The organism is Streptomyces sp. NPDC028711, assembly GCF_055565415.1.
Genome location: NZ_JBVHUJ010000001.1, coordinates 78,113 through 104,396 on the forward strand (window position 1 = coordinate 78,113; position 26,284 = coordinate 104,396).

Here is a 26,284-nt window from a genome sequence, read left to right on the forward strand (position 1 = left end):
TACGGCGCCGCCGGTCCGGCGCGTACCCCCTCGGAGCGGTACGCCGCCGGTCCGGCGCACACCCCGTCGGATCCGTACGGGCCGCAGCCCGCGGTACGGATCTCAGCCCGCCAGGACGTCCAGGGTCCGGTCCACGTCCGCCACCGTGTTGTACAGGTGGAAGGAGGCCCGCAGGTTGCCCGCGCGGGCGGAGAGCAGGACGCCGGCCTCGCGCAGGGCGTCCGCGCGGTCCCCGAGGCCGGGAACGGCGACGACCGTCGAGTCGTCCGCGACCGGCTCGTGGCCGAGGGCGGCGAGTCCGGAGCGGAAGCGGGCCGCGAGCCCCTTGTCGTGGGCCTCGATCCGCTCGATGCCTATCTCTTCGAGGAGCGCGAGCGAGCGGGCCGCCCCGTGGTACGAGAGGAAGGCCGCGGGCTCGTCGAACCGGCGTGCGGTGCGGGCCAGTTCGCGGACCGGGCCGTAGCTGTTCACCCACAGCTCCTCGCCCGTGACCCAGTTGGCGTGGATGGCGAGGAGCGAGTCCTGCGCCTCCTCGGTGACGGTGAGGAAGGACGCCCCGCGCGGGCAGAGCAGGTACTTGTAGCCGCCGGCGACCGTGTAGTCCCACTCCCCCGCGCGCAGCGGCAGCCAGCCGGCCGACTGCGTGGCGTCGAGGAGCGTACGGGCGCCGTGCGCGGCCGCCGCGGCCCGGATCGCCGCGAAGTCGGCCGTCCGGCCGTCCGCGGACTGCACGGCGGAGAAGGCGACGAGCGCGGTCTCGGGGCGGACGGAGTCGGCGAGCCGTTCCAGGGGCACGAACCGGGTCTTGAGATCACCGCGGATCGTGAAGGGGGTGATGACGGAGGAGAACTCGCCCTCCGGGAAGAGTATCTCGGACCCGGCGGGTATCGACTGGGCGATCATTCCGCAGTGCACGGCGACGGAGCTGCCGACGGCGACGCGCTCGTGCGAGACCCCGGCGAGGCGGGCGAAGGCGGCGCGGGCCTCGTCGACGATCGCGAAGCTTCCGGCCCCGTCGGGACGTCCGTCGGCGGTCTCCTCGGCGAGGAGCGTCACGGCCTCGATGGTCCGGCGGGGCAGCAGCCCGCAGGCGGAGGTGTTCAGATACGTCTTCTTGGGCGCGAACTCGGCGCCCCCGAGGGGCTGGTCAAGAGAATCCATGGCCCCACCCTGGTTTCCCCGCGATCACCCGTCAATGGCGATCCGATCGTGGGGAAACCCAAGCCGCGCTTATCTCCGCAGGTCAGAGGGGTAGGACGGAGGGTCAGGCCCCCGGTACCTCGCAGGCGTCGTCCGGTCCGCAGACCTCGGAGCCGGAGCCGACGGGCTGGAGGACACGCCCCTGCCAGGCCTGTTCGAGGGCCTGGGTGAAGACCTCGGCGGGCTGGCCGCCGGAGATGCCGTAGCGGCGGTCGAGGACGAAGAACGGCACGCCGTTCGCGCCGAGTTCGGCGGCCTCGCGCTCGTCCTCGCGTACGGCGTCGGCGTAGGCGGAGTCGTCGGCGAGGACGGCCCGGACCTCGGTCTCGTCGAGACCGGCCTCGACGCCGAGGGTCACCAGGGTCTCCGTGTCGAAGACGGAGCGCTCCTCGGCGAAGTTGGCGCGGTAGGCCAGGTCCAGGAGCGCGTTCTGCACCCCGCGGTCCTTGGCGAGGTGGAGCAGCCGGTGGATGTCGAAGGTGTTGCCGTGGTCGCGGCCCTCGGTGCGGTAGCCGAGGCCCTCGGAGTGCGCGTTGGACGCGACGTGCGCCTCCATGGCGCGGGCCTCGTCGAGCGTGCGGCCGTACTTCTTCGCCAGCATCTCCAGGACGGGCCCGGTGTCTCCCTTGGCGCGGTTCGGGTCGAGCTCGAAGGAGCGGTGCACGACCTCGACGTCGTCGCGGTGGGCGAACTCCGCGAGCCCCTTCTCGAAGCGGGCCTTGCCGATGTAGCACCAGGGGCAGGCGATGTCGCTCCAGATCTCGACGCGCATGTGACTTCTCTCCGAGGGTTGCCGGTGGGGGTGTCCGGTCGCGACAACGTCCCCACCGGCCGGGTTCATTCCGTTTCCGGGTCCAGTGTGAGCCGGAGCACGAGGTGGGTGCCGTCGCGCGGCTTCTCCGGGTCGGGGGTCCAGCCGTGGGCCGCGTAGAAAGCCTGGGCGCGTTCGTTCTTACCGAAGACCTCCAGGCGGGCCTCGGTCACTCCTGCGGCCCGCCAGGCGGCGGTGCAGGAGGCGTGGAGCTCGGTGCCGACGCCGGCGCGCCAGCGGGCGGGGGACACATGGAGCTGGGTGAGGTGCGTGAGGCCGTCGCGCTCCCCGTACGCGGCGATCCCGGCGATCTCCCCGTCCCGTACGGCGCAGAGCACGGCCCCGCGGTCGATCGCCGCCGCCCATCCCGCCCGGGCGCGGGCGACCTCCTCGGGGCCGAGGAACTCGGCGTCGGGGACGTGTCCGCGGTAGTAGGTGGCACGGGCCTCGGTGTGGAGGTCGACGACGGCGTCGAGGTCGGCGGCGCTCGCGATTCTGATCATGTCCCTTCAGGACGCGCGGGGGGAGGGACCGGTTGCGGTACGCGCGCGCGTGGGCGGCTCCGTCAGGCGGGTGAAGGCCGACCGGTAGGCGCTCGGGGTGAGGCCCGTGCGCCGCAGCAGGTGCCGGCGCAGGGAGTCCGCCGTGCCCAGGCCGCTGGCCCGGGCCACCCCGTCCAGCGGGAGGGTGGTGGTCTCCAGGAGTTCCTTCGCCCGCTCCACGCGCTGGTGCAGCAGCCACTGGAGCGGGCTGGCCCCGGTCTCGGCGTGGAAGCGACGCGAGAGGGTGCGGACCGAGACCCCGGCGTGCCGTGCGAGGTCGGTGAGGCCGAGCGGTACGTCGAGGTGTTCCATCGCCCACGCGCGCGTGTCGGCGAAGGAGACCCCGCGCTCGGGCGGCAGCGGGGTCTGGGTGAACTGGGCCTGGCCACCGGGCCGTACGGGTGCGACGAGGGCGAGCCGGGCGACGGTGTTGGCGACGGCGGCGCCGTGGTCGGTCCGGATGACGTGCAGACAGAGGTCGATGCCCGCCGCGTACCCGGAAGAGGTGAGCACGGGCCCGTCCTGGACGAACAGGACGTCGTCCTGGAGGTCGACGGCCGGGTGGCGGGCGGCGAGCAGCGGCCGGTAGGCCCAGTACGTCGTCGCCGCGCGGCCGTCGAGCAGTCCCGCCTCGGCGAGCGCGAAGGCCCCGGTGCAGATCGACGCGATGCGCCTGCCCGCGGCGGCGGCGGCGCGCAGGGCGTCGAGGACGCGCGGGTCGGGGTCGGTGTACGAGCCGCTGCCCGCGAGGACCACGGTGTCGGCACCGGCGACGGCGTCGAGGCCGCGCGGGACGACCAGGTCGAGTCCGCCGGTGGTGGCGACGGGCCCGGGGTCGGGCGCGCAGATGACCGTCTCGTACCCGGGCCCGCCGTCGATCTCGACCTTGCCGAACAGCATCTCGGGGATGGCCAGGTTGAACATCGAGACGGGCGGGACGGCGATCACGGCGACGCGCCGGACCCCGGACGGGACCGTCATGGCCAGAACCTCCGGACGTATGGCATTCGGGCCACTACTGTACGGCTCCGCCGATCATGAAGCTGGGGGCATGTCCTCCGCGCTCCGCACCGAGACCCCCGTCGACCGGCCCGTCTCTCCCCGTCCCGCCCTGACCGCCGCGATGCTCGGCTTCGCCCTCATCACCCTCGACACCTCCGTCGTGAACGTGGCCCTGCCCGCGATCGGCGCCGACCTGGGGGCCGGGATGGCCGGACTGCCCTGGGTCGTCGACGCGTACACGCTCGTCCTCGCCGCGCTGCTGCTGTCCAGCGGGGCGCTCGCCGACCGGGTCGGGGCGAGCCAGGCGTACGGGGCGGGGGTCGTCGTCTTCGTCCTCGCCTCGGCCGCCTGCGGTCTCGCCCCCGGGTTTCCGGCGCTCCTCGCGGCCCGGGCGGTGCAGGGCGCGGCGGCGGCCGTGATGCTGCCGGCCTCGCTCGCGCTCGTACGGGAGGCGTACGGTGATCCGGGGCGGCGGGCCCGCGCGGTGTCGCTGTGGGCGGCGGGCGGCACGGTCGCGGTGGCGCTCGGGCCCGTCGTGGGCGGGGCGCTGACCACGGGGTGGAGCTGGCGGGGCGTCTTCTTCGTGAACCTGCCGCTGGGGCTGCTCGCGCTCGTCCCGCTGGCCCGGGTGGCGCGTTCGGCGCGCGGGACCGCCCCGCTCGACGTGCCGGGGCAGCTGACGGCGGTGACGGCGCTCGGGGCGCTGACCTTCGCCGCCATCGAGGGTGGCCCGGAGGCCTGGTGGGCGGTGGGGCTCGCGGGCGGCTCCTTCGCGGCGTTCCTGATGATCGAGGCGCGGCGGCGGCATCCCATGGTGCCGCTGGGGCTCTTCCGGAACACGACGGTGGCCGTGGCGGTGGCGGCGGGCTCGGCGAACAGCGTGGCGTTCTACGGGACGCTGTTCGTGTTCAGTCTCTTCTTCCAGCGGGTGCTGGGGCTTTCGGCGCTGGCGGCGGGGCTGATGTTCCTGCCGATGACGGGGCTGCTCGCGGGAGTGAACATCCTCTCGGCGCGGGTGGCGGCGCGGTACGGGGCGCGGCTGCCGATCGTCCTGGGCCAGGCGGTCGCGGTGGCCGGGCTGCTGGGTCTGCTCACGGTGGACGCGGACTCCTCGCGGGTGGCGCAGGCCCTGCTGCTCGTGCCGCTCGCCCTGGGCGCGGGTTTCTCCCTCCCTCCGCTGATCGCGTCGATGATGGAGGCGGTCCCCGCGGAGCGCGCGGGCACGGCCGCGGGCCTTCTGAACGCGGTCCGTCAGACGGCGGGCGCCCTGGCCGTCGCGGTCTTCGGATCGCTCGCGGCCCGCTCCATGGAGTCGGCCCTCCGCACGAGCCTCCTGATCAGCGCGGCCTTCCTGACCGTGACGACCCTGGCGTCCCTGCGCCTGCCCGGTCGCCGGAGCTGAGCGGGCTCGCTCAGGCGCCCTTGCGGTACTGCCCCGGCGCCACTCCGTACTCGGGCCGGTCGCCCTGTCGGCGAACTGGCCGCAGACCGTCCACACGTACGCCAACGGGGCGCTCGCCAGGACCGAGGAGGGTCGGCGGCGGGACACCGTCCGGGCGGGCCCCCTAGCGGAGGGACACCGCCCGGACCGGGGTTCAGCGGCGGGGCACCCCGAGCGGGTTGCCGTCGCGGAGTTCCGGCGGGAGCAGGTGGTCGGGGGTCGACTGGTAGGTGAACGGGCGCAGCCAGCGCTCGATCGCGGTCGCGCCGACCGAGGTGGAGGTGGACGTGGTGGCCGGGTAGGGGCCGCCGTGGTGCTGGGCCGGGGCGACGGCGACGCCGGTGGGCCAGCCGTTGACGAGGACGCGGCCGGCGAGCGGGGTGAGTTCGGCGAGCAGCGAGGCGGCGTCGGCGTCCTCGGCGGCCTCCGTGGCGATATGGAGGGTGGCCGTGAGGTTGCCGGGCAGCCGGGAGAGGACCTCGCTGATCTCCGTCCGGGAGTCGTAGCGGGCGACGACGGTGACCGGGCCGAAGCACTCCTCGAGGAGCAGGTGGTGCCGGTCGCCCTCGGTGAGCCGTGCGGCGTCGACGGCGAGGACTCCGGCGCTGACGGTGTGCTCGTCGCCCGCGCCGGGCGTGACGGGGGCCGCCACCCCGGTGAGCGCGGCGCGCTCGGTGACCCCGGCGACGAAGGCGTCCCGCATCCGGTGGTCGAGCAGCACGGCCGGTCCCGCCGTGGAGACGCCGGCGGCGAGGGCGTCGAGGAAGCGGTCGCCTGCCTCGCCCGAGGGGGCCAGGACGAAGCCGGGCTTGGTACAGAACTGGCCACCGCCCAGGGTCATGGAGCCGGCCAGGCCCGCGCCGATCTCCTCGGCCCGCTCCTCGATCGCCGCGGGGGTGAGCACGACCGGGTTGAGGGAGCCGAGTTCGCCGTGGAAGGGGATGGGCACGGGCCGGGCGGCGGCCGCGTCGAAGAGGGCCCGTCCGCCGCGGACCGAGCCGGTGAAGCCCGCCGCGGCGACGAGCGGGTGCCGGACCAGTTCCACGCCGGCGTCGAAGCCATGGACGAGGGTGACGACGTCCTCGGGGAGGCCGGTCTTGGCGGCGGCCCCGCGCAGCAGGGAGGCGCAGAGCGCGGAGGTGGCCGGGTGGTCGGGGTGGGCCTTGATCACCACGGGGCAGCCGGCCGCGAGGGCGCTCGCCGTGTCGCCGCCGGGGACGGAGAAGGCGAGCGGGAAGTTGCTGGCGGCGTAGACGGCGACGACGCCGAGCGGGATCTTCCAGCGGCGCATGTCGGGCCGGGGCGGGACGGCTCCCGGGTCGGGCGGGTCGATCCGGATGTCGAGGAAGGAGCCCTCCTCGACGACATCGGCGAAGGCGCGCAACTGACCGGTGGTGCGGGCGAGTTCGCCGGTGAGCCGGACCGGGCCGAGCGCGGTCTCGGCGTCGGCCGTCTCGACGATCCGCTCGCGCGCCCCGTCGAGGAGGTCGGCCGCGGTACGGAGGAAGGAGGCCCGTACGCTCCGGTCGGCGAGACTCTCCCGGACGTCGTGGGCGGCCCGTACGGACCGGTCGACGTCCTCGGCCGTGGACTCCACCCCGACCTGTTCGCGCGGCTTCCCCGTCCGGGGGTCCACACTCCACACTGGTTCTGCCGCCACCGCCACGCCCCTGTTCGCTATTCTGAACACTGTTCCCGTAGATGAACGCATCTGTACGGGACTCTAGGGACGGCCAGGCCGTTCCCACAAGGGGCCCCGTTCGGCCAGGTGGCCACGGGACGACCGGACGACGGAAAAGGGGCGAGGGTCATGGCGACTGCCGACGCGGGCGGAGCGCAGGTGAAGTCCGCTGTGCGGACCGTGGAGCTGCTCGAGTACTTCGCCGGACGCCCCGGGATGCACTCGCTGGCCGCCGTCCAGGAGGCCGTCGGCTACCCGAAGTCCAGCCTGTACATGCTCCTTCGCACCCTGGTCGAACTGGGCTGGGTGGAGACGGACGCGACCGGCACCCGGTACGGCATCGGGGTGCGGGCCCTGCTCGTCGGCACCTCGTACATCGACGGCGACGAGGTGGTGGCCGCCTCCCGGCCCACCCTGGACCGGCTCTCCGACGACACCACCGAGACCATCCACCTGGCGCGACTCGACGGCACCAACGTCGTCTATCTGGCGACCCGCCAGTCCCAGCACTACCTGCGGCCGTTCACCCGGGTCGGGCGCCGGCTGCCCGCGCACTCCACCTCGCTCGGCAAGGCGCTGCTCGCCACCCACACCGACGAGCAGGTGCGCAAGCTGCTCCCGGAGACCCTGCCGGCGCTGACCGAGCACACCATCACCGACCGCGAGCAGCTCATCGAGGAGCTGCGCGTCATCCGCGAGCAGGGCTTCTCGGTGGACCGCGAGGAGAACACGCTCGGGCTGCGCTGCTTCGGCATCGCGATCCCGTACCGGACCCCGGCGCGGGACGCGATCAGCTGCTCGGTGCCGGTGGCGCGGCTCACCCCGGCCCATGAACAGATGATCAAGGACGCGCTCTTCGACGCGCGGGACCGGCTGACCCTGGCGACCCGCCGCCTCTGATCACACCGTCACGCGCGCTCGGCCAGCGCCGCCTGCCAGACCGGGCTGTCCACGTAGTGGTTGTCGTACTGCTCCGACGAGGCCTTGATCTCCTCGAAGCTCGCCTCACCGCGCATGACCCGGCCGAGGAGGCGCAGGTAGTCGAAGCGGGCCATGCCGGGGGTGAAGACGAAGAGCACATCGGCCTCGGCGCCGGGCGCCGCCGCGAAGGCGTGCGGCGTGTGGGGCGGGACGAGGAGGAAGTCGCCCTGCTCCAGGACGGACAGCTCCTCACCGACCAGGACCTGGAGCGAGCCACCGAGCACGAAGAACATCTCCGAGGCCCTGGTGTGGAAGTGCGCCGGGGCGCCGACCGCCCCCTTCGCGAAGGAGGAGCGGTAGCTGGTGAGCTGTCCGCCGGTGGTGTCCGAGTCGGCGAGCAGGGTCATCACGCTGCTCGGGTCGGCGGTGGTCTCGGCGTCGGCGGCGCGGGTCAGGAGCGGGGTGAAGGGCGCGTTCTCGTTCATGATCATTACTCTAGAGGGCCATTGACCGCCCTCAAGGGTCCAATTGATCACCAAGAGCATGGGCCAATTGCCGTTGAGGGGACGAGGGCTCCTCCCCCGTGCGGCGGAGGCGGATCACCGCTCGGCAGGAGGTGGCGCCCGGGGTGCGCGCGGGAGCGTGGAGCCATGACACCGACCGCTCCCCTCCCCCGCGCCGTCCTGCCGGCCGGGACCCGCCGTCCGACCACCGCCCGCCGGGCGCTGCGCGCGCTCGCGATCCTCGCCTGTCTCCCGTACGTCTCGCTCAAGATCGCCTGGGTGGCGGGCAGCGAGATCGGCATCCCGGCCGGGAGCGTGCTCCTGGAGCACCCCCGGATGCTGGCGGTCGCCAACTCGGTGACGGTGGTCGCCGACCTCCTCGTGATCGTCCTCGCCCTGCTGCTCACCCAGGACTGGGGCCGGCGGTTCCCCGCCTGGCTGCTCGCCCTCCCCATGTGGGCGGCGACCGGGCTGCTCGTCCCGATCATGACCGGATATCCGGCGCAGCTCGCGGTCGCCGCCGTCACCGGCGACGAGCGGGCCGCCGCACCCGCCGAACCCTTCCTCGACCCCTGGGTCTTCGGTGTCGTCTACGGCGGCTTCATCCTCCAGGGCCTCGCCCTCGGCGCCCTCTTCGTCCTGTACGCCCGGGACCGCTGGGGCTACCTCTGGAGCGGCCGGCTCGGCGGCCTGTCCGCCCGTACGTCCGGGCCCTGGGTCCGCGCCACCGCTCTGGCCGGCTCGGTGACCGCGCTCATGTCGGCCGCGCCGCACCTGCTGTGGGCGGTGGGCGCGACCACCGGCCTGTCCGCCCGGCGGATCGCCGAACGGGACGCCGACTTCCACGTCCTGGAAGCCCAGTGGCTCGGCTTCCTCGTCGTCGCCGTCGTCTCGACGCTCCTCCTCGTCCTGCGCCGGCCCGCCCGGCTCCCGGTCCGCACCACCCTCGCCCTCGCCTGGACGGCGTCGGCCGCGATCGGCTGCTGGGGCGCCTACATGTCGCTCGTCGCGCTGCTGCCGGAGACGGATCCCACCAAGCACGTCCCCGGACTCGTACAACTGTCCTACGCTGGCGACATGATCACCGGGTTCCTCCTCGCCGCGTGCGTGGCCGTCGTCCTGCGGCGCCGGAGCGCCGAGGCGTGAGACGGTACGCGGCCGCCCTCTTCGGGCAGCGGGCCAGGCGGCGCTGGCTCCATCTCATCGTGGGCGGCGCGCTGTTCATGCCGTTCTGGATGGTCGGCTCCGTGGTCGTGGCGCCGCTGCTCGACGGCGGCGGAATTTTCTACGGGGGCATCGGGGCGCAGTTCGGGGCGTACGCGGTGGGGTTGCCGCTCGTCGCGGTCGCCGCGCTGTTCCCGCTGACCCGGCCGATGTCGGTGGCGGCGGCGCGGGCACTCTGCGGGGTGCCGGCGGACCGGTTCGCGGACGGCCCGGCGCGGGGGCCCGGGGCGCGGGCCAGGACGGCCGGCTGGTTCACCCTGCACCTGGGCGTGGGGGCGCTGATCAGTGGGGCGACCCTGGCTCTGCCGCCGTTCGCGGTGTCGGTGATGGCGCTGCCGTTCTCGCCCGCGCTCCGGGAGTCGGAGCTCGGCCGGCTGTGGGGGCTCGACCGGCCCTGGTGGAGCTGGGCGGCGCTCCCCGCGGGGCTTCTGATGCTGCTCGCGCTCGCCGGCGCGGCCGCCGTGACCGGCGCCCTGCTGGCCCGGCAGGCGCCCCGGCTGCTCGGTCCGAGCCCGAGGGACCTGCTCGCGGCGGCCGAGCGGCGCGCGGCGGAGGCGGAGTCCCGCAACCGGCTGGCCCGGGAGCTGCACGACTCGGTCGGTCACGCGCTGAGCGCGGTCACCCTCCAGGCGGGGGCGGCCCGCCGGGTCCTGGACGCCGGCGCCGGGACGGACCTGGCGTTCGTCCGGGAGGCGCTGACCGCGATCGAGGAGACCACCCGGCGCACGGTCGGCGAGCTGGACCGGGCCCTCGGCCTGCTGCGCCGGGGCGAGGAGGTCGAGGAGGGCGTGGGCCCGGGGCTCGACGCGCTCGGCTCCCTGGTGCGGGGCGCGGGACCGAGGGTGGCGCTGACCGTGTCGGGCGACCTGGGCCCCGTACCGGAGACGCTGTCGCGGGAGGCGTACCGGATCGTTCAGGAAGGGCTGACGAACGCGGCCCGGCACGCGGGCGGGGAGCCCGTCACCGTACGGCTCGACGCCCGTACCGAGAAGGTGGAGATCACCATGGAGAACCCCCTGCCCGAGCGGCCCACGGTCGCCCGTCCGAACGGCGGGCGCGGGCTTCGCGGAGTCGCGGAACGGGCCCGGCTGCTCGGCGGCACCGCGGAGGCCGGCCCGGTGGACGGCGTCTGGCGCCTCGCGGTCAGGATCCCCCGGTGAGCGCGGCCGCGATCAGGGTCGTCCTGGCCGACGACGAGCGGATGGTGCGGACCGCGCTGCGGGTCATCCTGGACGCGGAGTCCGGCATCGAGGTCGTCGGGGAGGCGTCCACCGGCGCCGAGGCGGTGTCGGTGGTGCGGGCCGAGCGGCCGGACGTCGTCCTGATGGACGTGCGGATGCCGGAGATCGACGGCATCCGGGCCACCGAGCAGATCCTCGCCGGGATGGCGGAGCCGCCGCGGATCGTGGTGGTGACCACCTTCGAGAACGACTCCTACGTGTACGACGCGCTGCGCGTGGGCGCGGCCGGCTTCCTCCTGAAGCGGGCCGCGGCGGAGGAGCTGGTCGGCGCGGTCCGGTTGGTCGCGCGGAGCGACTCGCTGCTCTACCCGGCGGCGGTACGGGGCCTGGCCGCCGAGCACGCCCGGCACCGGCCGCCGGTGGCGCCGCCGTGGGTGGGGCGTCTCACCGAACGGGAGGCGGAGGTGCTGCGCCTGGTGGCGACGGGCCTGACGAACGCGGAGATCGCGGGCCGGATGGGCGTCGGCGCGGCCACGGTCAAGACGCATGTGGCGGCGGTCCTGGCGAAATCGGGCGCCCGTGACCGTACGCAGGCGGTGATCCTGGCGTACGAGTCGGGGTTCGTACGGGCGGGGTGAGAGCGGGCTGGGTGAGAGCGGGTGGGATGAGACCGGGTGGTGTGAGACCAGGTGGGGTGAGACCGGGCCCGCGCGACCGTCCCGGATGAACGTTCCCTGAGAAACCGGACACATCAGGAACGCCTCCCACCGGCCCGTTCGTCCCCCAGGGTGCGATGAACAAGACGATCAGGCACACGTCGGTCTTCGTACTGCTCCTGGTGCTCGCCCTCCTGGGCCGGGCCACCTGGGTGCAGGCGTACGAAGGCAAGGCGCTCGCGGACGACTCGAAGAACCGGCGGAAGACCATCGCGCAGTACGCGCAGCCGCTCGGCGACATCGTCGTGGCCGGCTCGCCGGTCACCGGCTCGAAGAGAACGGAGGGGGACGACCTCGCGTACAAGCGCACCTACACGGACGGCGAGCTGTACGCGGCGGTCACCGGCTACAGCTCGCAGGCGTACGGCGCCACCCAGCTGGAGGGCATCTACGACGACGTCCTCGACGGCACCGACGACCGGCTGAAGAACCCGCTCGACGCCCTCACCCGCAAGCAGCAGGAACCGGGAACGGTCGTCACCACGATCGACCCGGACGTGCAGAAGGCCGCCTACCGGGCGCTCGGGAACAAGAAGGGCGCGGCCGTCGCGATCGACCCGGCGAGCGGCCGGATCCTCGCCATGGCCTCCACCCCGTCCTACGACCCGTCGAAGATCGCCGGGACGACGGACGGCGCCGCCTGGAAGGAGCTGACCACCGACGAGGACAAGCCGATGGTCAACCGGGCCCTGCGCCAGCCGCTGCCGCCCGGCTCCACCTTCAAGCTGGTCGTCGCCGCGGCGGCCCTCGAGGACGGGCTCTACGGCTCGGTGGACACGGCGACGGAGAGCCCCGACCCGTACACCCTTCCGAACACCCGGACCGTGCTGAGGAACGAGAACGCCTCGGCGCCCTGCGAGAACGCCACGATCCGCACGGCGCTCCAGTACTCCTGCAACAACGTCTTCGCCAAGATGGCCGCCGACCTGGGGCAGGACAAGGTGAAGGCGATGGCGGAGAAGTTCGGCTTCGACGACGCCGAGCTCGACGTCCCGGTCCGCGCCTACCCGAGCGTCTACCCGTCCGGCATGGACGAGGCGCAGACCGCGCTCACCGGCATCGGGCAGTTCGACGTGACCGCCACCCCGCTCCAGATGGCCATGGTGTCGGCGGCGATCGCCAACGACGGCCTCCTCGCGGCCCCGCACATGGTCTCGGAGGTCGTCGACTCCGACGGCGACGCGCTGACCTCGTTCAAGGACGGGGACAGCGAGCGGATCGTCTCCGCCTCGACGGCGGAGCAGCTGCGCAGCGCGATGGTGACCGTGGTCGAGAAGGGCACGGGCGGCAACGCGGCGGTGGACGGCGCCGAGGTCGGCGGCAAGACGGGTACGGCCCAGCACGGCGAGAACAACAGCAAGACGCCGTACGCCTGGTTCACGTCGTACGCGAAGGACCCCTCAACCGGGAAGGCAGTCGCCGTCGCGGTGATGATCGAGGACTCGGGCGCGGCCCGCTCGGAGGTCAGCGGCAACGGCCTGGCGGCGCCGGTGGCGCAGAAGATGATGGCGGCGGCGCTGAAGTGAGCTGAGGGGGGCCGATTGGCCGTCGGCCCCGGTCACACGATATGCAGGGCACACGCTCGCGTTCGAGCACGTATGCGAGCCACTGACCCCGTACTCACCTCGCGGAGGACCGCCGTGCGCCTGCCCCGTTCCCTGTCCGGCTGGACCATCGCGGTCTTCGGCGGGCTCGCCGCCGCGCTGGGGGTGGTGGGGCTGGTCATCCCGGACGTCCTGCTCACGGTGATGGGCTTCGAGGCGGTGCCGGAGGGCGAGCGCGCGGCCGGCGACCACACCCTCGTCTTCCTCACGGCGTCCTCGATGGCCGCGCTCAACATGGGCGCCTACTACCTCCTGGCCGCCCTCGCCGACTGGAAGTCCTTCTTCCGCTGGACGGTCCCCTTCCGGCTCCTCACCTGCGCGGTCTTCACCCTCGCGGTCGTCAGCGGCCGTGCCCCGGCCGGCTTCCTGGGCGTGGGCCTGTGGGAGGGCCTGGGCGCGGTGGTGACGGGGGCGGCGCTGCGGTACGAAAGGCGGGGTACCCCTAGGGAAGCGGTGGTCCCGGACACCCCCTAGGGAAGCCGTGGTCCTGGGCGCCCTCTAGGGAAACCGACCGATCCGCGAGGCCCTCCTCAGACGTCAGTCTTCGGCCATGCGCTGGTATCTGACAGGTGTCGTCGTGTCCGGATTCGGTACGACGGCGATGTGGCTGGTCTCCGGGATCTGGGTGAAGTCCCTGACGGGGTCCGACGGTCTGGCGGCTCTGGCCGCCTTCGCCCTCTGGGCGCCCGTGCTGCTCGGGCCGGTGCTCGGGACGCTCGCCGACCGGGTGCGGCGGCGGCCGCTCCTGGTCGTCCTGAACCTGACGATGGCGGCCCTGCTGCCGCTGCTGCTCTGGGTGGACTCCGCGGACCGGGTGTGGCTGCTGTTCGCGGTGCTCGTGCTGTACGGGACGCAGGGCGCCGTCCACGAGGCGGCGGAGCAGGCCCTGGTCGCGACCGCTCTGGACGCGAAGCGGCTCGGCACCTTCAACGGGCTGCGGATGACCGCGAACGAGTCGATGAAGCTGATCGCCCCGCTGGTGGCGGCGGGGCTCTTCGCCCGGTACGGGGGCGGCCCGGTCGCGCTCCTCGACGCGGTGAGCTTCGCGCTCGCGGCGGGCGTGTTCGCGCTGATGCCCGTACGGGAGGCGCGCCCCGCCCCCTCCGGGTCCCGCGACTGGTGGCGGGAGACCACCGAGGGCGTACGGCTGCTCCGTGGCTCGCCGGTGCTGCGGCCCCTGGTGGCGACGGGGGCGTTCACGATGCTGCTCGCCGGGGTGAACGGGGCCGCGATCTACGCCGTCGTGGACCGGGGGCTCGGGCACGCCCCCGCGTACGCCGGAGTGCTGTACGCCGTCCAGGGCACCGGCTCGGTCGTCGCCGGCCTGGTCACCGGCCCGCTGCTCCGCCGTGTCCCCGAGCGGACGCTCGCCACCGCGGGCCTGGCGCTGTTCGCGGCGGCCGCCGGGGCGCGGGCGCTGCCGTACGAGGCGACGGCCCTCGCGGCGAGCGCGCTGATCGGCGTGGGCCTGCCCTGGGTGCTCGTCGCGGTGGTCACGGCGGTGCAGCGGGAGGCACCGGCGGAGGCCCTGGGCCGGATGGCGGCGACCGCGAACACCCTGGTCCTCGCCCCGAACGCGCTGGCCCTGGCCCTCGGCGCAGGCCTGGTGGCCCTGGTCGACGTCCGCGTCCTGCTGCCGCTGCTCGCGGTGGCGGGCACGGCGTGGGCGGTGGGCCTCGCCGTACGGATGTCCGACCGTCGCGCGTGACCGGCGCCGCTCGCGGTGCGGGGCGACCGGCGGGCGGCGAGCATGGAAGGAGGCGCGCGCGGCGGGAGGAGGGCAGTGTGACGGCCGGTTCCTTCCCGGGGGCGACGGGGCGGGTGGGTGTGCCCCAGGACGGCAAGGGTCTCCTCGACGTGATCGGGGTCGCCGCGATCGTCGTGGACGCGCGCGGCCGGATCGTGCTGTGGAGCCCGCAGGCGGAGACCCTGTTCGGCTTCCGCTCCGACGAGGCGCTCGGCCGTTATCTGGCCCGGCTGATCGTCGGCGCCGAGCACCGGGAGGAGGCGATGCGCCTCTTCGGGGAGGTGCTGCGCGAGGGCACGGCCTGGGCCGGGACCTTCCCCGTACGGCACAAGGACGGCAGTGTGCGGCGTGTGGAGTTCCGCAACATGCGGCTCACCGATGACCTGGGCGGTCTGTACGCGCTCGGGATCGCCGCCGACCACTCCGCCGTCGAACGGGTCGAGACCGAACTCGCCCTCTCGGACCGGCTCGTCACCCAGTCCCCGATCGGCCTCGCCGTCGTGGACGGCGATCTGCGGTACGTCCTGGTCAACCCGGCGCTCGAACGGATCAACGGCGTGCCGGCCGCGCTGCACATCGGACGGCGGATCGGCGAGGTGCTGCCGCTGTTCGACACGCGGGTCATCGAGGCCTCGCTGCGGACCGTACTGGCCACGGGGGCGCCGCTGCTCGACCGGCACATCGTCGGACGGACGCCCGCGGACCCCGACCGCGACCACGCCTGGTCGGTGTCCTTCTACCGGCTCGAAGGGGCCGAGGACCGGGTCCTGGGGGCCGCGACCTCGGTGATCGACGTGACCGAGCGGCACCGCGCCGACACGGTCGCGGACCGGTCCCGGCGGCGGCTCGCGCTGATCGCGGACGCCTCGGCCCGGGTGGGCACCACCCTGGAGGTGGAGCGGACCGCCGACGAGCTCGCCTCGGTGGTGGTCCCGGAGCTCGCGGACATCGCCGCCGTCGACGTCCTCGACTCCGTCCTGACGCTGCGGAGGCCGGGCGCGCCGGAGGAGGGGCCCGAGCTGTTCCGGGCGCTCGCGGTGAAGGCGGCGGCCCGGACGGAGGCGCTGCCGGCGGCGGACCCGCCGGGGGCGGTCGCGATGTACGGGGCGGACCGGCTGGTCACCCGCTGTGTGCACACCGGTCTGCCGGTCCTGGTGGAGCACGTCGGCCCCGGTGATCTGTCCCGGATCGCGCGGAGCCCCGAGGCGGCGGAGCTCCTCGCCCGGGCGGGGGTGCACTCGTATCTCGCGGTGCCGCTGATCGCGCGCGGCGAGGTGCTCGGCGCGCTCGACCTCAAGCGGGACCGGAACGCGCTGCCCTTCGACGGCGACGACGTGCTGCTCGCGACGGAGCTCGCGGCCCGCGCGGCGGTCAGCATCGACAACGCGCGCTGGTACCAGAGCGTGCGGAACTCGGCCGTGACACTCCAGCGCAGTCTGCTGCCCGGCACGCCACCGGAGCGCGCGGGCCTGGAGATCGCGGCCCGCTACCAGCCGGCGCAGGCGTCGAGCGAGGTCGGCGGCGACTGGTACGACGTGATCCCGCTGCCCGACGACAAGACGGCCCTGGTCGTCGGGGACGTCATGGGCAGCGGAATCGACGCGGCGGCCACGATGGGGCGGCTGCGGACCGCCACCTGCGCGTTCGCGGACCTCGATCTCGCGCCCGCCCAGGTACTGCGGCATCTGGACCGGATCACGGCGGGCCTCGAGCACTACATCGCGACCTGTCTGTTCGCCGTGCACGACCCGGTCCAGGGCCGGTGCCGGATCGCGAACGCCGGCCATCTCCCGCCGGTACGGGTGCCCGCGGACGGGCCGGCCGAGCTGGTGGAGGTGGAGCCGGGACTTCCGCTCGGGGTGGGCGGCGCGACGTTCCGTACGACCCGGGTGCCGTTCCGGCCGGGGGACCTGCTCGTGCTGTACACGGACGGTCTGATCGAGACCCGCGACGAGGCGATCGACGAACGGCTCGCCCTGCTCGTGGGGCTGCTCGACGAGGCGCGGGGGCCCCTGGAGGAGACCTGCGACATGCTGCTCCGGGCGCTGCGCCGTCCCGGCGCCGCGGACGACGTGGCACTGCTCATCGCCCGGAGCACGGGATGACGGCCCGGGACCGGCGGTCCGGGCGGCGGGCGCGCGAGCGGCGTCCCGGCGACGGCGGGCGTGGCACCGGGCTGCGGAGCGTCGCCGGGCAGGTGTTCGCCCTGGAGGCGCTGATCGCCCTCCTGGTGATCGCGGCCGCCGTGTTCGTGACGTTCCACCAGGCGCGCGGCGACAGCGAGCACGACGCCCAGATCCGTTCGCTCGCGGTCGCGGAGGCCTTCGCGAAGGCGCCCGGCGTCGACGACGCGCTGACCTCGCCCGACCCGACGGCCGAGCTCCAGGACCGGGCGGAGGCGACCCGGCGGGCGACGGGCGTGGACTTCATCGCGGTCCTCAGCAGGGACGGCGTGCGGTACACCGATTCGCAGCCGGAGCTGATCGGCCGCAAGGCGACCGGCGACCTGACGCGGGCGACGGTGGACGGCGAGTCGTACACCGAGCTGTTCCGGGGCGCCCCCAACGACGCTGTACGGGCCGTGGTGCCCGTGGTCGACGACCGGGGCAGGATCGTCGGCCTGGTCACGAGCGGCATCGAGGTGGAGAACATCGCGGACGCGGTACAGGAGCGGCTGCCGCTCCTCATCGGCGCGGCGGGCGCCGCGCTCGTGATGGCGGTGGGCGGGGCCGCCCTGGTGAGCCGGCGGCTGCGGCGGCAGACGCACGGCCTCGGCCCGGCCGAGATGACCCGGATGAAGGAGCACCACGAGGCCGTCCTGCACGCGGTCCGCGAAGGGGTCCTGATCGTGGGCGCCGATCACCGGCTGCTGCTCGCCAACGACGAGGCGCGCCGGCTGCTCGGACTCACGGAGGACGCGGAGCGGCGGCCCGTCTCGGACCTCGGCCTCGACCCGCGGACGGTGGAGCTCCTGGAGTCGGGCCGGTCGGCGACGGACGAGGTGCACCGCGCGGGCGACCGGCTGCTCGCGGTGAGCGTGCGGCCCACGCTCCCGGCCGGGCGCGAGTCCGGCTGTGTGATGACGATGCGGGACACCACCGAGCTGGCCGCGCTCAGCGGCCGGGCGGCGGTGGCCCGCGGCCGGCTCCAGCTGCTCTACGAGGCGGGGGTGCGGATCGGGACGACGCTCGAGGTCGTACGGACGGCGGAGGAGCTGGCGGAGGTGGCGGTGCCGCGGTTCGCGGACTTCGCGACGGTGGAGCTGCTCGAACCGGTGCTGCGGGGCGAGGAGCCGCCGGAGTCCTCGTCGGCGACGACGGAGATGCGGCGGACGGCGCTGAGCGGGCTGCGGCCCGACCAGCCGCTGCAGCCGGTCGGGGACACCGTACGGTTCGACGTCCCCAGCACGCCGATGGCGAGGGCCCTGGACGCGGGTCACGCGGTGGTGCAGGCGGAGCTGGCCTCGGCGGAGGGCTGGCGGGCGCAGGACCCGGAGGGGGCGGCGCAGGCGCTCGCCTTCGGAATGCACTCGCTGCTCACGGTGCCGCTGCTGGCCCGTGGGGTGGTCCTCGGGATGGCGAACTTCTGGCGGGCGGACACGCCGGAGCCGTTCGGGGAGGAGGACCTGTCGTTCGCGGAGGAGCTGGCGGCGCGGGCGGCGGTGGCGATCGACAACGCGCGCCGGTTCACCCGGGAGCACGCGATGGCGGTGACGCTCCAGCGGAGCCTGCTGCCCCGGGTGCTGCCCGAGCAGAGCGCGGTGGACGTGGCGTACCGCTATCTCCCGGCGAAGGCGGGGGTGGGGGGCGACTGGTTCGACGTGATCCCGCTGCCGGGGGCGCGGGTGGCGCTGGTGGTGGGGGACGTGGTGGGGCACGGGCTGCACGCGGCGGCCACCATGGGGCGGCTGCGGACGGCGGTGCACAACTTCTCGACGCTCGACGTGCCGCCGGACGAGCTGCTCGGGCATCTGGACGAGCTGACCGGCCGGATCGACTCCCGGGAGTCGGAGGGGCCGGAGGGCGAGGGGCGGCGGCGCGAGGAGGGCATCACCGGGGCGACCTGTCTGTACGCGATCTACGATCCGGCGTCCGGTCACTGCACGGTGGCGAGCGCGGGACATCCGGGGCCGGCGCTCGTGGGTCCGGACGGGCGGGTGGAGTTCCCCGAGCTGTCGCCGGGGCTTCCGCTGGGTCTCGGTCTGGGTGACGTGCCGTTCGAGGCGACGGAGCTGTGGCTGCCGGAGGGCAGCAAGCTGGTGCTCTTCACGGACGGTCTCCTGGAGGACCGGGCGCGTGACCTGGACACGGGGCTCGGGCTGCTGCGGTCCGCGCTCGCCCAGCCGGACCGGAATCCGGAGCAGACCTGTGCGGACGTCCTCGCGACCCTGCTGTCGCCGACGCCGAGTGACGACATCGCTCTCCTCGTGGCCAGGACGCGGCTGCTCGAGCGGGACCGGATCGCGGAGTGGGAGGTGGCCCGTGACCCGTCGGCGGTGTCGCCGGTACGGAACGCGGCGGCGGCGAAGCTGGCGGAGTGGGGGCTCGAAGGGCTCGCGTTCTCGGCGGAGCTGATCCTCAGCGAGCTGATCACGAACGCGGTGCGGTACGGGGCCGATCCGGTGCGCGTACGGCTGCTCCACGACCGGACGCTGATCTGCGAGGTGTCGGACGGCAGCAGCACCTCGCCGCATCTGCGGCACGCGGCGGCGACGGACGAGGGCGGCCGCGGGCTCTATCTGGTGGCGCAGTACGCGGAGCGCTGGGGCACCCGGTACGCCCGGCGGGGCAAGACGATCTGGGCGGAGCTGCGGGTGGGCGCGGAGGGCGCGGAACCGGCGCCCCCGGTGCCCGACCTGGACGCCCTCGAGGATCTAGCCTGGTGAGGGGTGGGGACGGTGTCCGGCGGATCAGGGCAGGGGCGGTCCTGATCCGCCGGGGCGGTCTCAGCTGAGTTTCCGCAGGGCCGTACGGACGGCGGCCAGGTCCTCGTCGGAGGCGAGTCCCGCGTGGTAGAGCCGCAGTTCCGTCGCGCCCGCGTCACGGGCGTCCTCGGCGTCGTGGGCCAGCCGTCCCGGGGCGCCGCCCATGCCGGAGACGACGGACAGGTTCGCGGCGACGACGGTGTCCTGGCGGGCGTGGGCGGCGAAGGCCGCGACCCGGGGCGGGCGGGCGACCACGCCGTCCGCGAGGCCCAGGACGTGCGCCGGGTCCGTACCGGCGTCGGCGCCGCAGCGGTACGGGTCCGGGTCGGCGTGCAGCAGGATCCGGAAGCCGGGCGGCGCCGCTGCCCGTACGGCGGCCACGGCGGCCTCCTGGAAGGTACGCGCGGTCCTGGCGCGCCAGGCGAGGGCGGGGGCCTCCGGGGCGCCGAGCCCGCCGGCCGGTCCCGCTCCGGCCCAGACCGGTTCCAGGGCGCCGCGCACGGCGGCGGCCAGCTCGTCGGGGTCGGCGCCCTCCTCCGCGTACCCCGCACGGCAGGAGGGGCAGAAGCAGAGCGACATCAGGTACTGCTCCCGCTCCCCCAGGGCGACGCCGCCGGTCTTGTCGTGGGCGTGCAGATGGGCGAGGCCGTACCAGCCGCAGGACTCCAGCTCGGTGCCGGCCGCGCCGGGCCGTACGGCGGCCTCGGCGGCCAGGTCGACGAGCAGGGCGCGGACCTCGGGGCGGGCGATGCAGGGGGCCCAGGGGTAGCGGTCGCCGTAGGCGTTGACGACGGAGGTCTCGGGATGCTCCGCGCCCAGGCGGGAGTTGTGGGCGAGGACGACCCAGCTGTGCACCTCGACGCCGGTGGCGGCGAGGGCCTCGGCGGCCCGCCCGAAGGAGTCGCCGGGCGCCCACTGCCCGGCCGGGTACGGGCGCAGCGGGCGGTCCGCCCAGCGCTCCGGGTCCGGCGGGTAGAGCACGGCGGCGTGCTCGGCGGTGACGACGCGGTGTGCCGGGTGACGGGGGGTCAGTGCGCGGGTGGAGTGGTAGGCGGCGGCGAGGGTGACCTGCGCGACGCCGAGCCCGGCGAGGAACGCGGGCGCGTCGGGGTCGCCGTCGACGTCCCAGGGGTAGGCGAAGGCTCCCGCCCTCATGCTCCGGCCTCCTTCAGGAGGGCCCGGCCGCGTTCGACGAGCATCATGAGTGCGTCGATGTGCTCCGGGGCGGGTTCGCTGAGCGGCGGCCGCACGCCGCCCACGTCCAGGCCTCCCCTGCGTACCGCCGCCTTCACGAGCGAGACGGCGTATCCCCGTCCCTGGGAGCGGAGTTCGACGAGGGGCCGGTAGAAGCCGTCGACGAGCAGGTTCACGGTGGTGTCGTCGCCGGTGGTGAGCGCGCGGTGGAAGGCGAGCGCGATGTCGGGGGCGAAGCAGAAGACGGCGGAGGAGTAGAGGGTGACGCCGATGCCCCGGTAGGCGGCGCCGGTGAGTTCGGCGGTCGGGAGGCCGTTGAAGTAGAGCAGGTCGAGGCCCTCGGCGCGGACGGCGCTGACGATCCGCTGCATGAGGTCGAGGTCGCCGAGGCCGTCCTTGAGCCCGATGATCCCGTCGGTGCGGGCGAGGGCGACGGCGGTGGCGGGGGTGAGGATCGCGTTGTCGCGCTGGTAGACGATGACGTCGAGCGAGGTGGCGGCGGCGAGTTCGGTGTAGTGGCGGAGCAGTCCCGCCTGGTCGGCGACGACGAGGTACGGCGGCATGGCGAGGAGCCCGTCGGCTCCCGCCTCCTCGGCGAGCCGGGCGTACTGGACGGCGAGTGCGGTGCCGTAGCCGGCGCCCGCGACGACGGGGACGCGGTCGGCGGCCTCCTCGACGGCGGCGGCGACGCAGTCCCGGAACTCCTCGGGGGTGAGGGCGTGGAACTCGCCGGTGCCGCAGCAGGCGAAGACGGCCGCGGCACCCGCGTCGACGCCCGCGCGCACGTGCGCGCGGAAGGTGTCGAGGTCGACGGAGCCGTCCGGCGCGAAGGCGGTGACGGGGAAGAACAGCAGGCCGTCGAGCCGGCCGGCGAGCGGGGCAGTGGTCACGGGCGCTCCTGGGAATCCGTCGTGCACAGCCGTCGCGTGCACAGTTATGACTGTCATCCATATTCTTGAACGAGGACGCTCCGCACGCTAGAACAGCGCCGAAGGGCCGGTCAAGGAGTGAACACCGCGTATCGCACACTCTTGACGCTCCGTCGCACGGCTCCCTAGCGTGTCCACGGTTGTGAATGCCGCCCATCAGAGGAGACCCGCTCCATGTCCGCACCCCGCACCGTCCTGCTCACCGGCGCCGCCGGGGGCGTCGGCACGCTGATGCGGGAGCTGCTGCCCCCGTACGGCTACGAGCTCCGCCTCCTGGACGTCGCCCCGGTGCCGGGGGCACCCGACGCGATCGTCGCCGACCTCGCGGACCGGGCGGCGCTGGCCGAGGCGGTCCGGGGCGTCGACGCGATCGTGCACCTGGCGGGCATCTCCCTGGAGTCGAGCTTCGAGAAGATCATGGCCGCCAACATCGCGGGGACCTACCACCTCTACGAGGCCGCACGCGAGGAGGGCGTGCGGCGCGTGGTGTTCGCCTCCAGCAACCACGCCGTCGGCTTCACCCACCGCCCCCGCGAGGGCGAACCGCTCGTCCCCGTCGGCACCCCGCACCGCCCCGACACCTTCTACGGCCTCTCCAAGTGCTTCGGCGAGGACCTGGCGCAGCTCTACTGGGACCAGCACGGCATCGAGACCGTCTCCGTCCGCATCGGCTCCTGCTTCCCCGAGCCCACCTCGGTCCGGATGCTGTCGATGTGGCTCAGCCCCGCCGACTGCGCCCGACTGCTGCACGCGACGCTCACCGCCCCGGACGTCGGCCACACGGTGGTGTACGGCTCCTCGGCCAACACGCGCGCGTGGTGGGACCTCTCCACGGCCCGCGCGCTCGGCTTCGAACCGCGGGACGACTCGGAGGCGTACGCGGAGAAGCTCATCGCCGAGAAGGGCCTCCCGCCGGAGGGCAGCGCCGACGACCTCTACCTGGGCGGCCACTTCTGCGTGGACCCGCCCCGCTGGCCGCACTGAACGACGGAACGGAACCGACGACAGGAGCGACACCATGGACGACCGCCCCCTCGCCCTCGTGACCGGGGTCGGGCGCACCGTCGGCATCGGCGCCGGCATCGCCCGCCGGCTCGCCGAGTCGGGCTGGGACATCGCGTTCACGTACTGGACCCCCTACGACCGGCGCATGACCTGGGGCGAGGAGCGGGGCGCCGCCGGGGCGATCACCGATCAGCTGGTCGAGCGGGGCGCGGCCTGCACCGCCGTCGAGGCCGACCTCGCCGACCCCGAGGCGCCCGCGCGCGTCTTCGCCACGGTGGAGGAGCGGCTCGGCGGCCCGGTCACGGCCCTGGTGATGTGCCACTGCGAGTCGGTCGACTCCGGCCTGCTCGACACCACGGTCGAGAGTTTCGACCGCCATTTCGCGGTCAACGCGCGCGCGTCCTGGCTGCTGATCCGGGAGTACGGCCGTCGCTTCACCGGCCCTGCCGGCAGCGGCCGCGTCGTCGCCCTGACCAGCGACCACACCGTGGGGAACCTGCCCTACGGGGCGAGCAAGGGCGCGCTCGACCGCATCACCCTGGCCGCCGCGCGCGAGCTCGCGCACCTCGGGGTCACCGCCAACGCCGTCAACCCGGGCCCAGTGGACACCGGCTGGATGACGGAGGAGCTGCGGGACGAGATGGTCCGGCACACCCCGCTCGGCCGGCTCGGCACGCCCCGGGACACCGCGCACCTGGTGGATTTCCTCTGCTCGCCCGAAGGCCAGTGGATCAACGGGCAGCTGCTGATGAGCAACGGCGGTCTGGCCTGAGGACAGGTCCGGCCGGACCGCGCCGACGCGGAGATACGCAGGACCCGGCCGGACTGATACGGGGGAGCCGGCCGGGGCCCGGGTCACGGTGCGCGCTGGCAGACCGGACGTGATCACCGTAGGCCCGGCCGAAGATCATCGCGAGCCGCGGAACGCGGCACCTGTCCGGATTGCGCGGTGGGTCGACGCACGGAGGCACGCGGGCGGGCACGGCCGGAGGCACGCGGGGGGGCGCGGGCGCACGGACGGTGGCGCCCGCCGACGCCGCGCCACGGACGGAGGGCGGCGCGGGCGCCATCAGCGTGACGCGCGCAGGGTGCGGGACGGCGACTCGCCGAACCTCTCCCGGTAGCTCGCCGCGAACCGGCCCTGGTGGGCGAAGCCCCAGCGCCAGGCCACCTCGCTCACGCTCACCTCGTCCGGCGCGGCCGCCCGCAGCTCCTCGCGGACCCGGTCGAGGCGGACCTCCCGTACGTACGCCATCGGCGACATCCCCACGTACTCGCGGAACGACTCCTGGAGGCGGCGCACGCTCACCCGGGCCAGGGCCGCGAGCTCCGTGGTCGTGAACGGGTGCTCGGGCCGCTCCCGCACCGCGTCCATCGCGCGCTTGACGGGGGCCGGCCGCCGCGGCTCCCCCGGATGGGCGAGCGCCTCCCGCCAAGGGTGCTCGGCGGCGAGCAGCAGCCCGTTGAGCAGCGCCTCCTGCAAGGGTCCCGCCACCAGTTCGTGCCGGGCGAGGCCCTCCCCCGCGAGCGCCTCCGCGGCGACCTGGCGGGCGAAGCGCACCCAGCTCAGACCGGGACCGCGGGTGATGTCGAGGCCGGGCGCGAAGACCAGCGGGCCCCGGGGCGCGCGGCCGATCAGCCGCTCAAGGCGGTCGCGCAGTTCCGCCGCCCCGATCTTCACCGACAGGGTCCTGCAGTCCCCGCTCCAGCGGTCGAGGAAGGTGTCGCCCGCCGGGTCGAGGAGCAGCGCCTCGCCGTCCGTCGCCACGATCGACGACCCGCCCTGGCGCATCTCCATCCTGCCGCTGAGCGGCGCGTTCAGGTGGTACGCGCCGAGTTCCCCGAAGCTCATCCGCACATCGGCACCGCAGCTCAGGTCGCCGATGACCAGCGGGCCGAGCGCGACGGTGTCGAAGCGCGCCGCGAACGGGCGCCGCTCCCGGTCGACGACGTCCATCCGGTTCGCGTAGTAGCGGGCGTCGAGTTCCTCGCGCGCCTCGTCCACGTCCCTTGTCCGGAAACGGCTCCCCGCCACAGTGTCTTCCCCTGCCCCACCCATGGGTCGAAAGAATATTCATATGACGGATCTGACCGGGAACGACAGGATGCCCGTCATGCCACGACCTCATGGATTCACCTACGAGCGGCGCCGTGACGGCTCCGTCGTCCTCACCCACCTCGGCCGCGCCGCGGGCGTGCTGCGCGGCGGGCGGGCCGAGAAGTTCCTCGCCGAGGTCGGATCGGGCGACGAACAGCTGGTGATGGCCCGCTGGACGGGCGCGTACCGCTTCGGCAACGAGCGGCAGGCCAGGAACCATCCGCGTAACCAGGGTGGCCGAAGTAACCAGGGTGGCCGAACCGGGCGGGCGTGAGGGAACGGGGCGGGTGTCCGGATCGTTAGCCCTGGCATGACCGCTATGACCCCCGGCTCGAACATCCCTCTCACCGTCACGCGCGTGGCGGTGGACGTCGCCGCCCCGGTGCGGCTCGACGTCTCGGGCCTGCTGCTCGGCGCCAACGGCAAGGTGCGCTCGGACGACGACTTCATCTTCTACAACCAGCCGTCAGGACCCGGTGTCACCTACCGCTCCGGCGGCGGTACCGCCCCCGACGCGATCCTGGTGGACACCGGCGCCGTCCCGGCCGGGATCGAGAGGATCGTCGTCACCGCGAGCCCCGACGCCGCGGGCCAGACCTTCCAGGGCGTCGAACCCACCGCCACCCTGCGCAACGCGGACGACGGCAGTGTCCTCGCCACCTTCACCCCGCCCCAGCTGGCCACCGAGACCGCGCTCGTGGTCGTCGAGATCTACCTGCGCAACGGCGCGTGGAAGGCCCGCGCCGTCGGACAGGGCTATGCGAACGGGCTCGCCGGCATCGCGACGGACTTCGGCGTCTCCGTGGACGACGAGCCCGCCGCCGCCCCCGCAGCGGCGGCCCCCGTCGCGCCCGCCCCCGTCGCCCCGTCCGCGCCCCCGGCCCCGCCGGCGCCGCCCGTCGCCCCGGTCGACCCCCGGATCGCGGCCGGTGCGCCCGCCGCTCCCCCGGCCGCCGCCCCCGGCGGCAAGATCAACCTCGACAAGGGCCGGGTCAGCCTCCAGAAGAACCAGACCGTGTCCCTCGTCAAGGGCGGCCGCCCGCTGCTCTCCCAGGTCAAGATGGGCCTCGGCTGGGAGCCCGCGTACCGCGGCAAGGACATCGACCTGGACGCCTCCGTCATCGCGTACGGCCCCCAGCGCAACCACCTGGACAGCTGCTACTTCGGCAAGCTGTCCATCCTGGGCGGCTCGGTGAAGCACTCCGGCGACAACCTCACCGGTGAGGGCGCGGGCGACGACGAGGTGATCGTCGTCGACCTCGGCCGTCTCCCGGCCGAGGCCACCGGCCTGGTCTTCACGGTCAACTCCTTCTCCGGCCAGAAGTTCACCGAGGTCGCCAAGGCCTACTGCCGGCTGATGGACGCGGCGACGGGCGAGGAGCTGGTCCGCTTCGACCTGACCACCGCGGAGCCGCAGACCGGCGTGATGATGGCCAAGCTGATCAAGCAGTTCAGCGGTGAGTGGGAGATGACGGCGATGGGCGAGTTCGTGAAGTCCCGGACCGTCAGGGGCATGGTGAAGCCGGCCGCCCAGTCCCTCTGAGCGGCCGGCCTCCACCGC

Annotated in this window: 23 protein-coding genes; 14 read left to right on the forward strand and 9 right to left on the reverse strand. The window is 74.1% G+C overall.

Annotated features, from left to right (window positions below; all coding sequences use genetic code 11):
- Positions 1 to 102: 102 nt before the first annotated feature.
- From ACZ4VK_RS00380 to ACZ4VK_RS00395, 4 genes are all read right to left on the reverse strand, one after another.
- Positions 103 to 1,161, reverse strand: coding sequence for an aminotransferase class V-fold PLP-dependent enzyme (locus tag ACZ4VK_RS00380; RefSeq protein WP_468346930.1), 1,059 nt, complete (start codon positions 1,159 to 1,161; stop codon positions 103 to 105).
- A gap of 103 nt (positions 1,162 to 1,264) precedes the next feature.
- Complete coding sequence (locus ACZ4VK_RS00385; protein WP_468346932.1) at positions 1,265 to 1,972, reverse strand: DsbA family oxidoreductase; 708 nt, start codon at positions 1,970 to 1,972, stop codon at positions 1,265 to 1,267.
- A gap of 65 nt (positions 1,973 to 2,037) precedes the next feature.
- Positions 2,038 to 2,514: a GNAT family N-acetyltransferase gene (locus ACZ4VK_RS00390; protein WP_468346934.1), complete on the reverse strand. Its 477-nt coding sequence runs from the start codon at positions 2,512 to 2,514 to the stop codon at positions 2,038 to 2,040.
- A 6-nt stretch (positions 2,515 to 2,520) separates the two neighbouring features.
- Positions 2,521 to 3,534, reverse strand: a complete 1,014-nt coding sequence (locus ACZ4VK_RS00395) for a GlxA family transcriptional regulator (RefSeq protein WP_468346936.1) — start codon at positions 3,532 to 3,534, stop codon at positions 2,521 to 2,523.
- Positions 3,535 to 3,604: 70 nt separating this feature from the next.
- Between ACZ4VK_RS00395 and ACZ4VK_RS00400 the strand changes: the two genes are divergently transcribed.
- Positions 3,605 to 4,957, forward strand: a complete 1,353-nt coding sequence (locus ACZ4VK_RS00400) for an MFS transporter (RefSeq protein WP_468346938.1) — start codon at positions 3,605 to 3,607, stop codon at positions 4,955 to 4,957.
- A gap of 193 nt (positions 4,958 to 5,150) precedes the next feature.
- Here ACZ4VK_RS00400 and ACZ4VK_RS00405 read toward each other — a convergent pair whose 3' ends face one another.
- Positions 5,151 to 6,656, reverse strand: coding sequence for an aldehyde dehydrogenase (NADP(+)) (locus ACZ4VK_RS00405; protein ID WP_468346940.1), 1,506 nt, complete (start codon positions 6,654 to 6,656; stop codon positions 5,151 to 5,153).
- A 150-nt stretch (positions 6,657 to 6,806) separates the two neighbouring features.
- On the opposite strand from ACZ4VK_RS00405, the gene ACZ4VK_RS00410 reads away from it, so the two are divergent.
- Positions 6,807 to 7,577, forward strand: a complete 771-nt coding sequence (locus ACZ4VK_RS00410) for an IclR family transcriptional regulator (protein ID WP_389684395.1) — start codon at positions 6,807 to 6,809, stop codon at positions 7,575 to 7,577.
- Between the two features lie 8 nt (positions 7,578 to 7,585).
- On the opposite strand, the gene ACZ4VK_RS00415 is transcribed toward ACZ4VK_RS00410, so the two are convergent.
- Positions 7,586 to 8,089, reverse strand: coding sequence for a cupin domain-containing protein (locus ACZ4VK_RS00415; protein WP_468346942.1), 504 nt, complete (start codon positions 8,087 to 8,089; stop codon positions 7,586 to 7,588).
- Between the two features lie 159 nt (positions 8,090 to 8,248).
- On the opposite strand from ACZ4VK_RS00415, the gene ACZ4VK_RS00420 reads away from it, so the two are divergent.
- The 8 genes from ACZ4VK_RS00420 to ACZ4VK_RS00455 all read left to right on the forward strand — a co-directional run bounded on the left by ACZ4VK_RS00420 (position 8,249) and on the right by ACZ4VK_RS00455 (position 19,458).
- Positions 8,249 to 9,247 (forward strand): hypothetical protein, encoded by a 999-nt coding sequence (locus ACZ4VK_RS00420; RefSeq protein WP_468346944.1) that lies wholly within the window; start codon positions 8,249 to 8,251, stop codon positions 9,245 to 9,247.
- Complete coding sequence (locus ACZ4VK_RS00425) at positions 9,244 to 10,485, forward strand: sensor histidine kinase (protein ID WP_468346946.1); 1,242 nt, start codon at positions 9,244 to 9,246, stop codon at positions 10,483 to 10,485. The genes ACZ4VK_RS00420 and ACZ4VK_RS00425 overlap by 4 nt, the downstream gene beginning before the upstream one ends.
- A 41-nt stretch (positions 10,486 to 10,526) precedes the next feature.
- Entirely contained in the window at positions 10,527 to 11,144 is a 618-nt protein-coding gene (locus ACZ4VK_RS00430; RefSeq protein WP_468348773.1) for a response regulator, read from the forward strand.
- A gap of 155 nt (positions 11,145 to 11,299) precedes the next feature.
- Positions 11,300 to 12,748 carry a peptidoglycan D,D-transpeptidase FtsI family protein gene (locus tag ACZ4VK_RS00435; RefSeq protein WP_468346948.1) on the forward strand — a complete coding sequence of 483 codons (1,449 nt, stop codon included), beginning with the start codon at positions 11,300 to 11,302 and terminating at the stop codon, positions 12,746 to 12,748.
- 114 nt (positions 12,749 to 12,862) lie between these two features.
- Positions 12,863 to 13,300, forward strand: a complete 438-nt coding sequence (locus ACZ4VK_RS00440; RefSeq protein ID WP_468346949.1) for a hypothetical protein — start codon at positions 12,863 to 12,865, stop codon at positions 13,298 to 13,300.
- Positions 13,301 to 13,376: 76 nt separating this feature from the next.
- Positions 13,377 to 14,534 (forward strand): MFS transporter, encoded by a 1,158-nt coding sequence (locus ACZ4VK_RS00445; protein ID WP_468346951.1) that lies wholly within the window; start codon positions 13,377 to 13,379, stop codon positions 14,532 to 14,534.
- A gap of 77 nt (positions 14,535 to 14,611) precedes the next feature.
- Positions 14,612 to 16,678, forward strand: coding sequence for a SpoIIE family protein phosphatase (locus tag ACZ4VK_RS00450; protein WP_468346953.1), 2,067 nt, complete (start codon positions 14,612 to 14,614; stop codon positions 16,676 to 16,678).
- Complete coding sequence (locus tag ACZ4VK_RS00455; RefSeq protein ID WP_468346955.1) at positions 16,675 to 19,458, forward strand: SpoIIE family protein phosphatase; 2,784 nt, start codon at positions 16,675 to 16,677, stop codon at positions 19,456 to 19,458. The genes ACZ4VK_RS00450 and ACZ4VK_RS00455 overlap by 4 nt, the downstream gene beginning before the upstream one ends.
- Positions 19,459 to 19,518: 60 nt before the next feature.
- On the opposite strand, the gene ACZ4VK_RS00460 is transcribed toward ACZ4VK_RS00455, so the two are convergent.
- Entirely contained in the window at positions 19,519 to 20,652 is a 1,134-nt protein-coding gene (locus ACZ4VK_RS00460; protein WP_468346957.1) for a hypothetical protein, read from the reverse strand.
- Positions 20,649 to 21,581 (reverse strand): 5-dehydro-4-deoxyglucarate dehydratase, encoded by a 933-nt coding sequence (locus tag ACZ4VK_RS00465; protein ID WP_468346959.1) that lies wholly within the window; start codon positions 21,579 to 21,581, stop codon positions 20,649 to 20,651. The genes ACZ4VK_RS00460 and ACZ4VK_RS00465 overlap by 4 nt, the downstream gene beginning before the upstream one ends.
- Before the next feature lie 213 nt (positions 21,582 to 21,794).
- Here ACZ4VK_RS00465 and ACZ4VK_RS00470 point away from each other — a divergent pair, with 213 nt between their 5' ends.
- Positions 21,795 to 22,604 (forward strand): NAD-dependent epimerase/dehydratase family protein, encoded by an 810-nt coding sequence (locus ACZ4VK_RS00470; RefSeq protein ID WP_468346961.1) that lies wholly within the window; start codon positions 21,795 to 21,797, stop codon positions 22,602 to 22,604.
- A 34-nt stretch (positions 22,605 to 22,638) separates the two neighbouring features.
- On the forward strand, positions 22,639 to 23,397 hold the full coding sequence (locus ACZ4VK_RS00475) for an SDR family oxidoreductase (RefSeq protein ID WP_468346963.1): 759 nt from the start codon (positions 22,639 to 22,641) through the stop codon (positions 23,395 to 23,397).
- A 297-nt stretch (positions 23,398 to 23,694) separates the two neighbouring features.
- Here ACZ4VK_RS00475 and ACZ4VK_RS00480 read toward each other — a convergent pair whose 3' ends face one another.
- Positions 23,695 to 24,630: an AraC family transcriptional regulator gene (locus tag ACZ4VK_RS00480; RefSeq protein ID WP_468346965.1), complete on the reverse strand. Its 936-nt coding sequence runs from the start codon at positions 24,628 to 24,630 to the stop codon at positions 23,695 to 23,697.
- A 109-nt stretch (positions 24,631 to 24,739) separates the two neighbouring features.
- On the opposite strand from ACZ4VK_RS00480, the gene ACZ4VK_RS00485 reads away from it, so the two are divergent.
- Positions 24,740 to 24,997 (forward strand): hypothetical protein, encoded by a 258-nt coding sequence (locus tag ACZ4VK_RS00485; protein ID WP_468346967.1) that lies wholly within the window; start codon positions 24,740 to 24,742, stop codon positions 24,995 to 24,997.
- 45 nt (positions 24,998 to 25,042) lie between these two features.
- Positions 25,043 to 26,266, forward strand: a complete 1,224-nt coding sequence (locus ACZ4VK_RS00490; protein WP_468348775.1) for a TerD family protein — start codon at positions 25,043 to 25,045, stop codon at positions 26,264 to 26,266.
- The last annotated feature ends 18 nt before the right edge of the window (positions 26,267 to 26,284 follow it).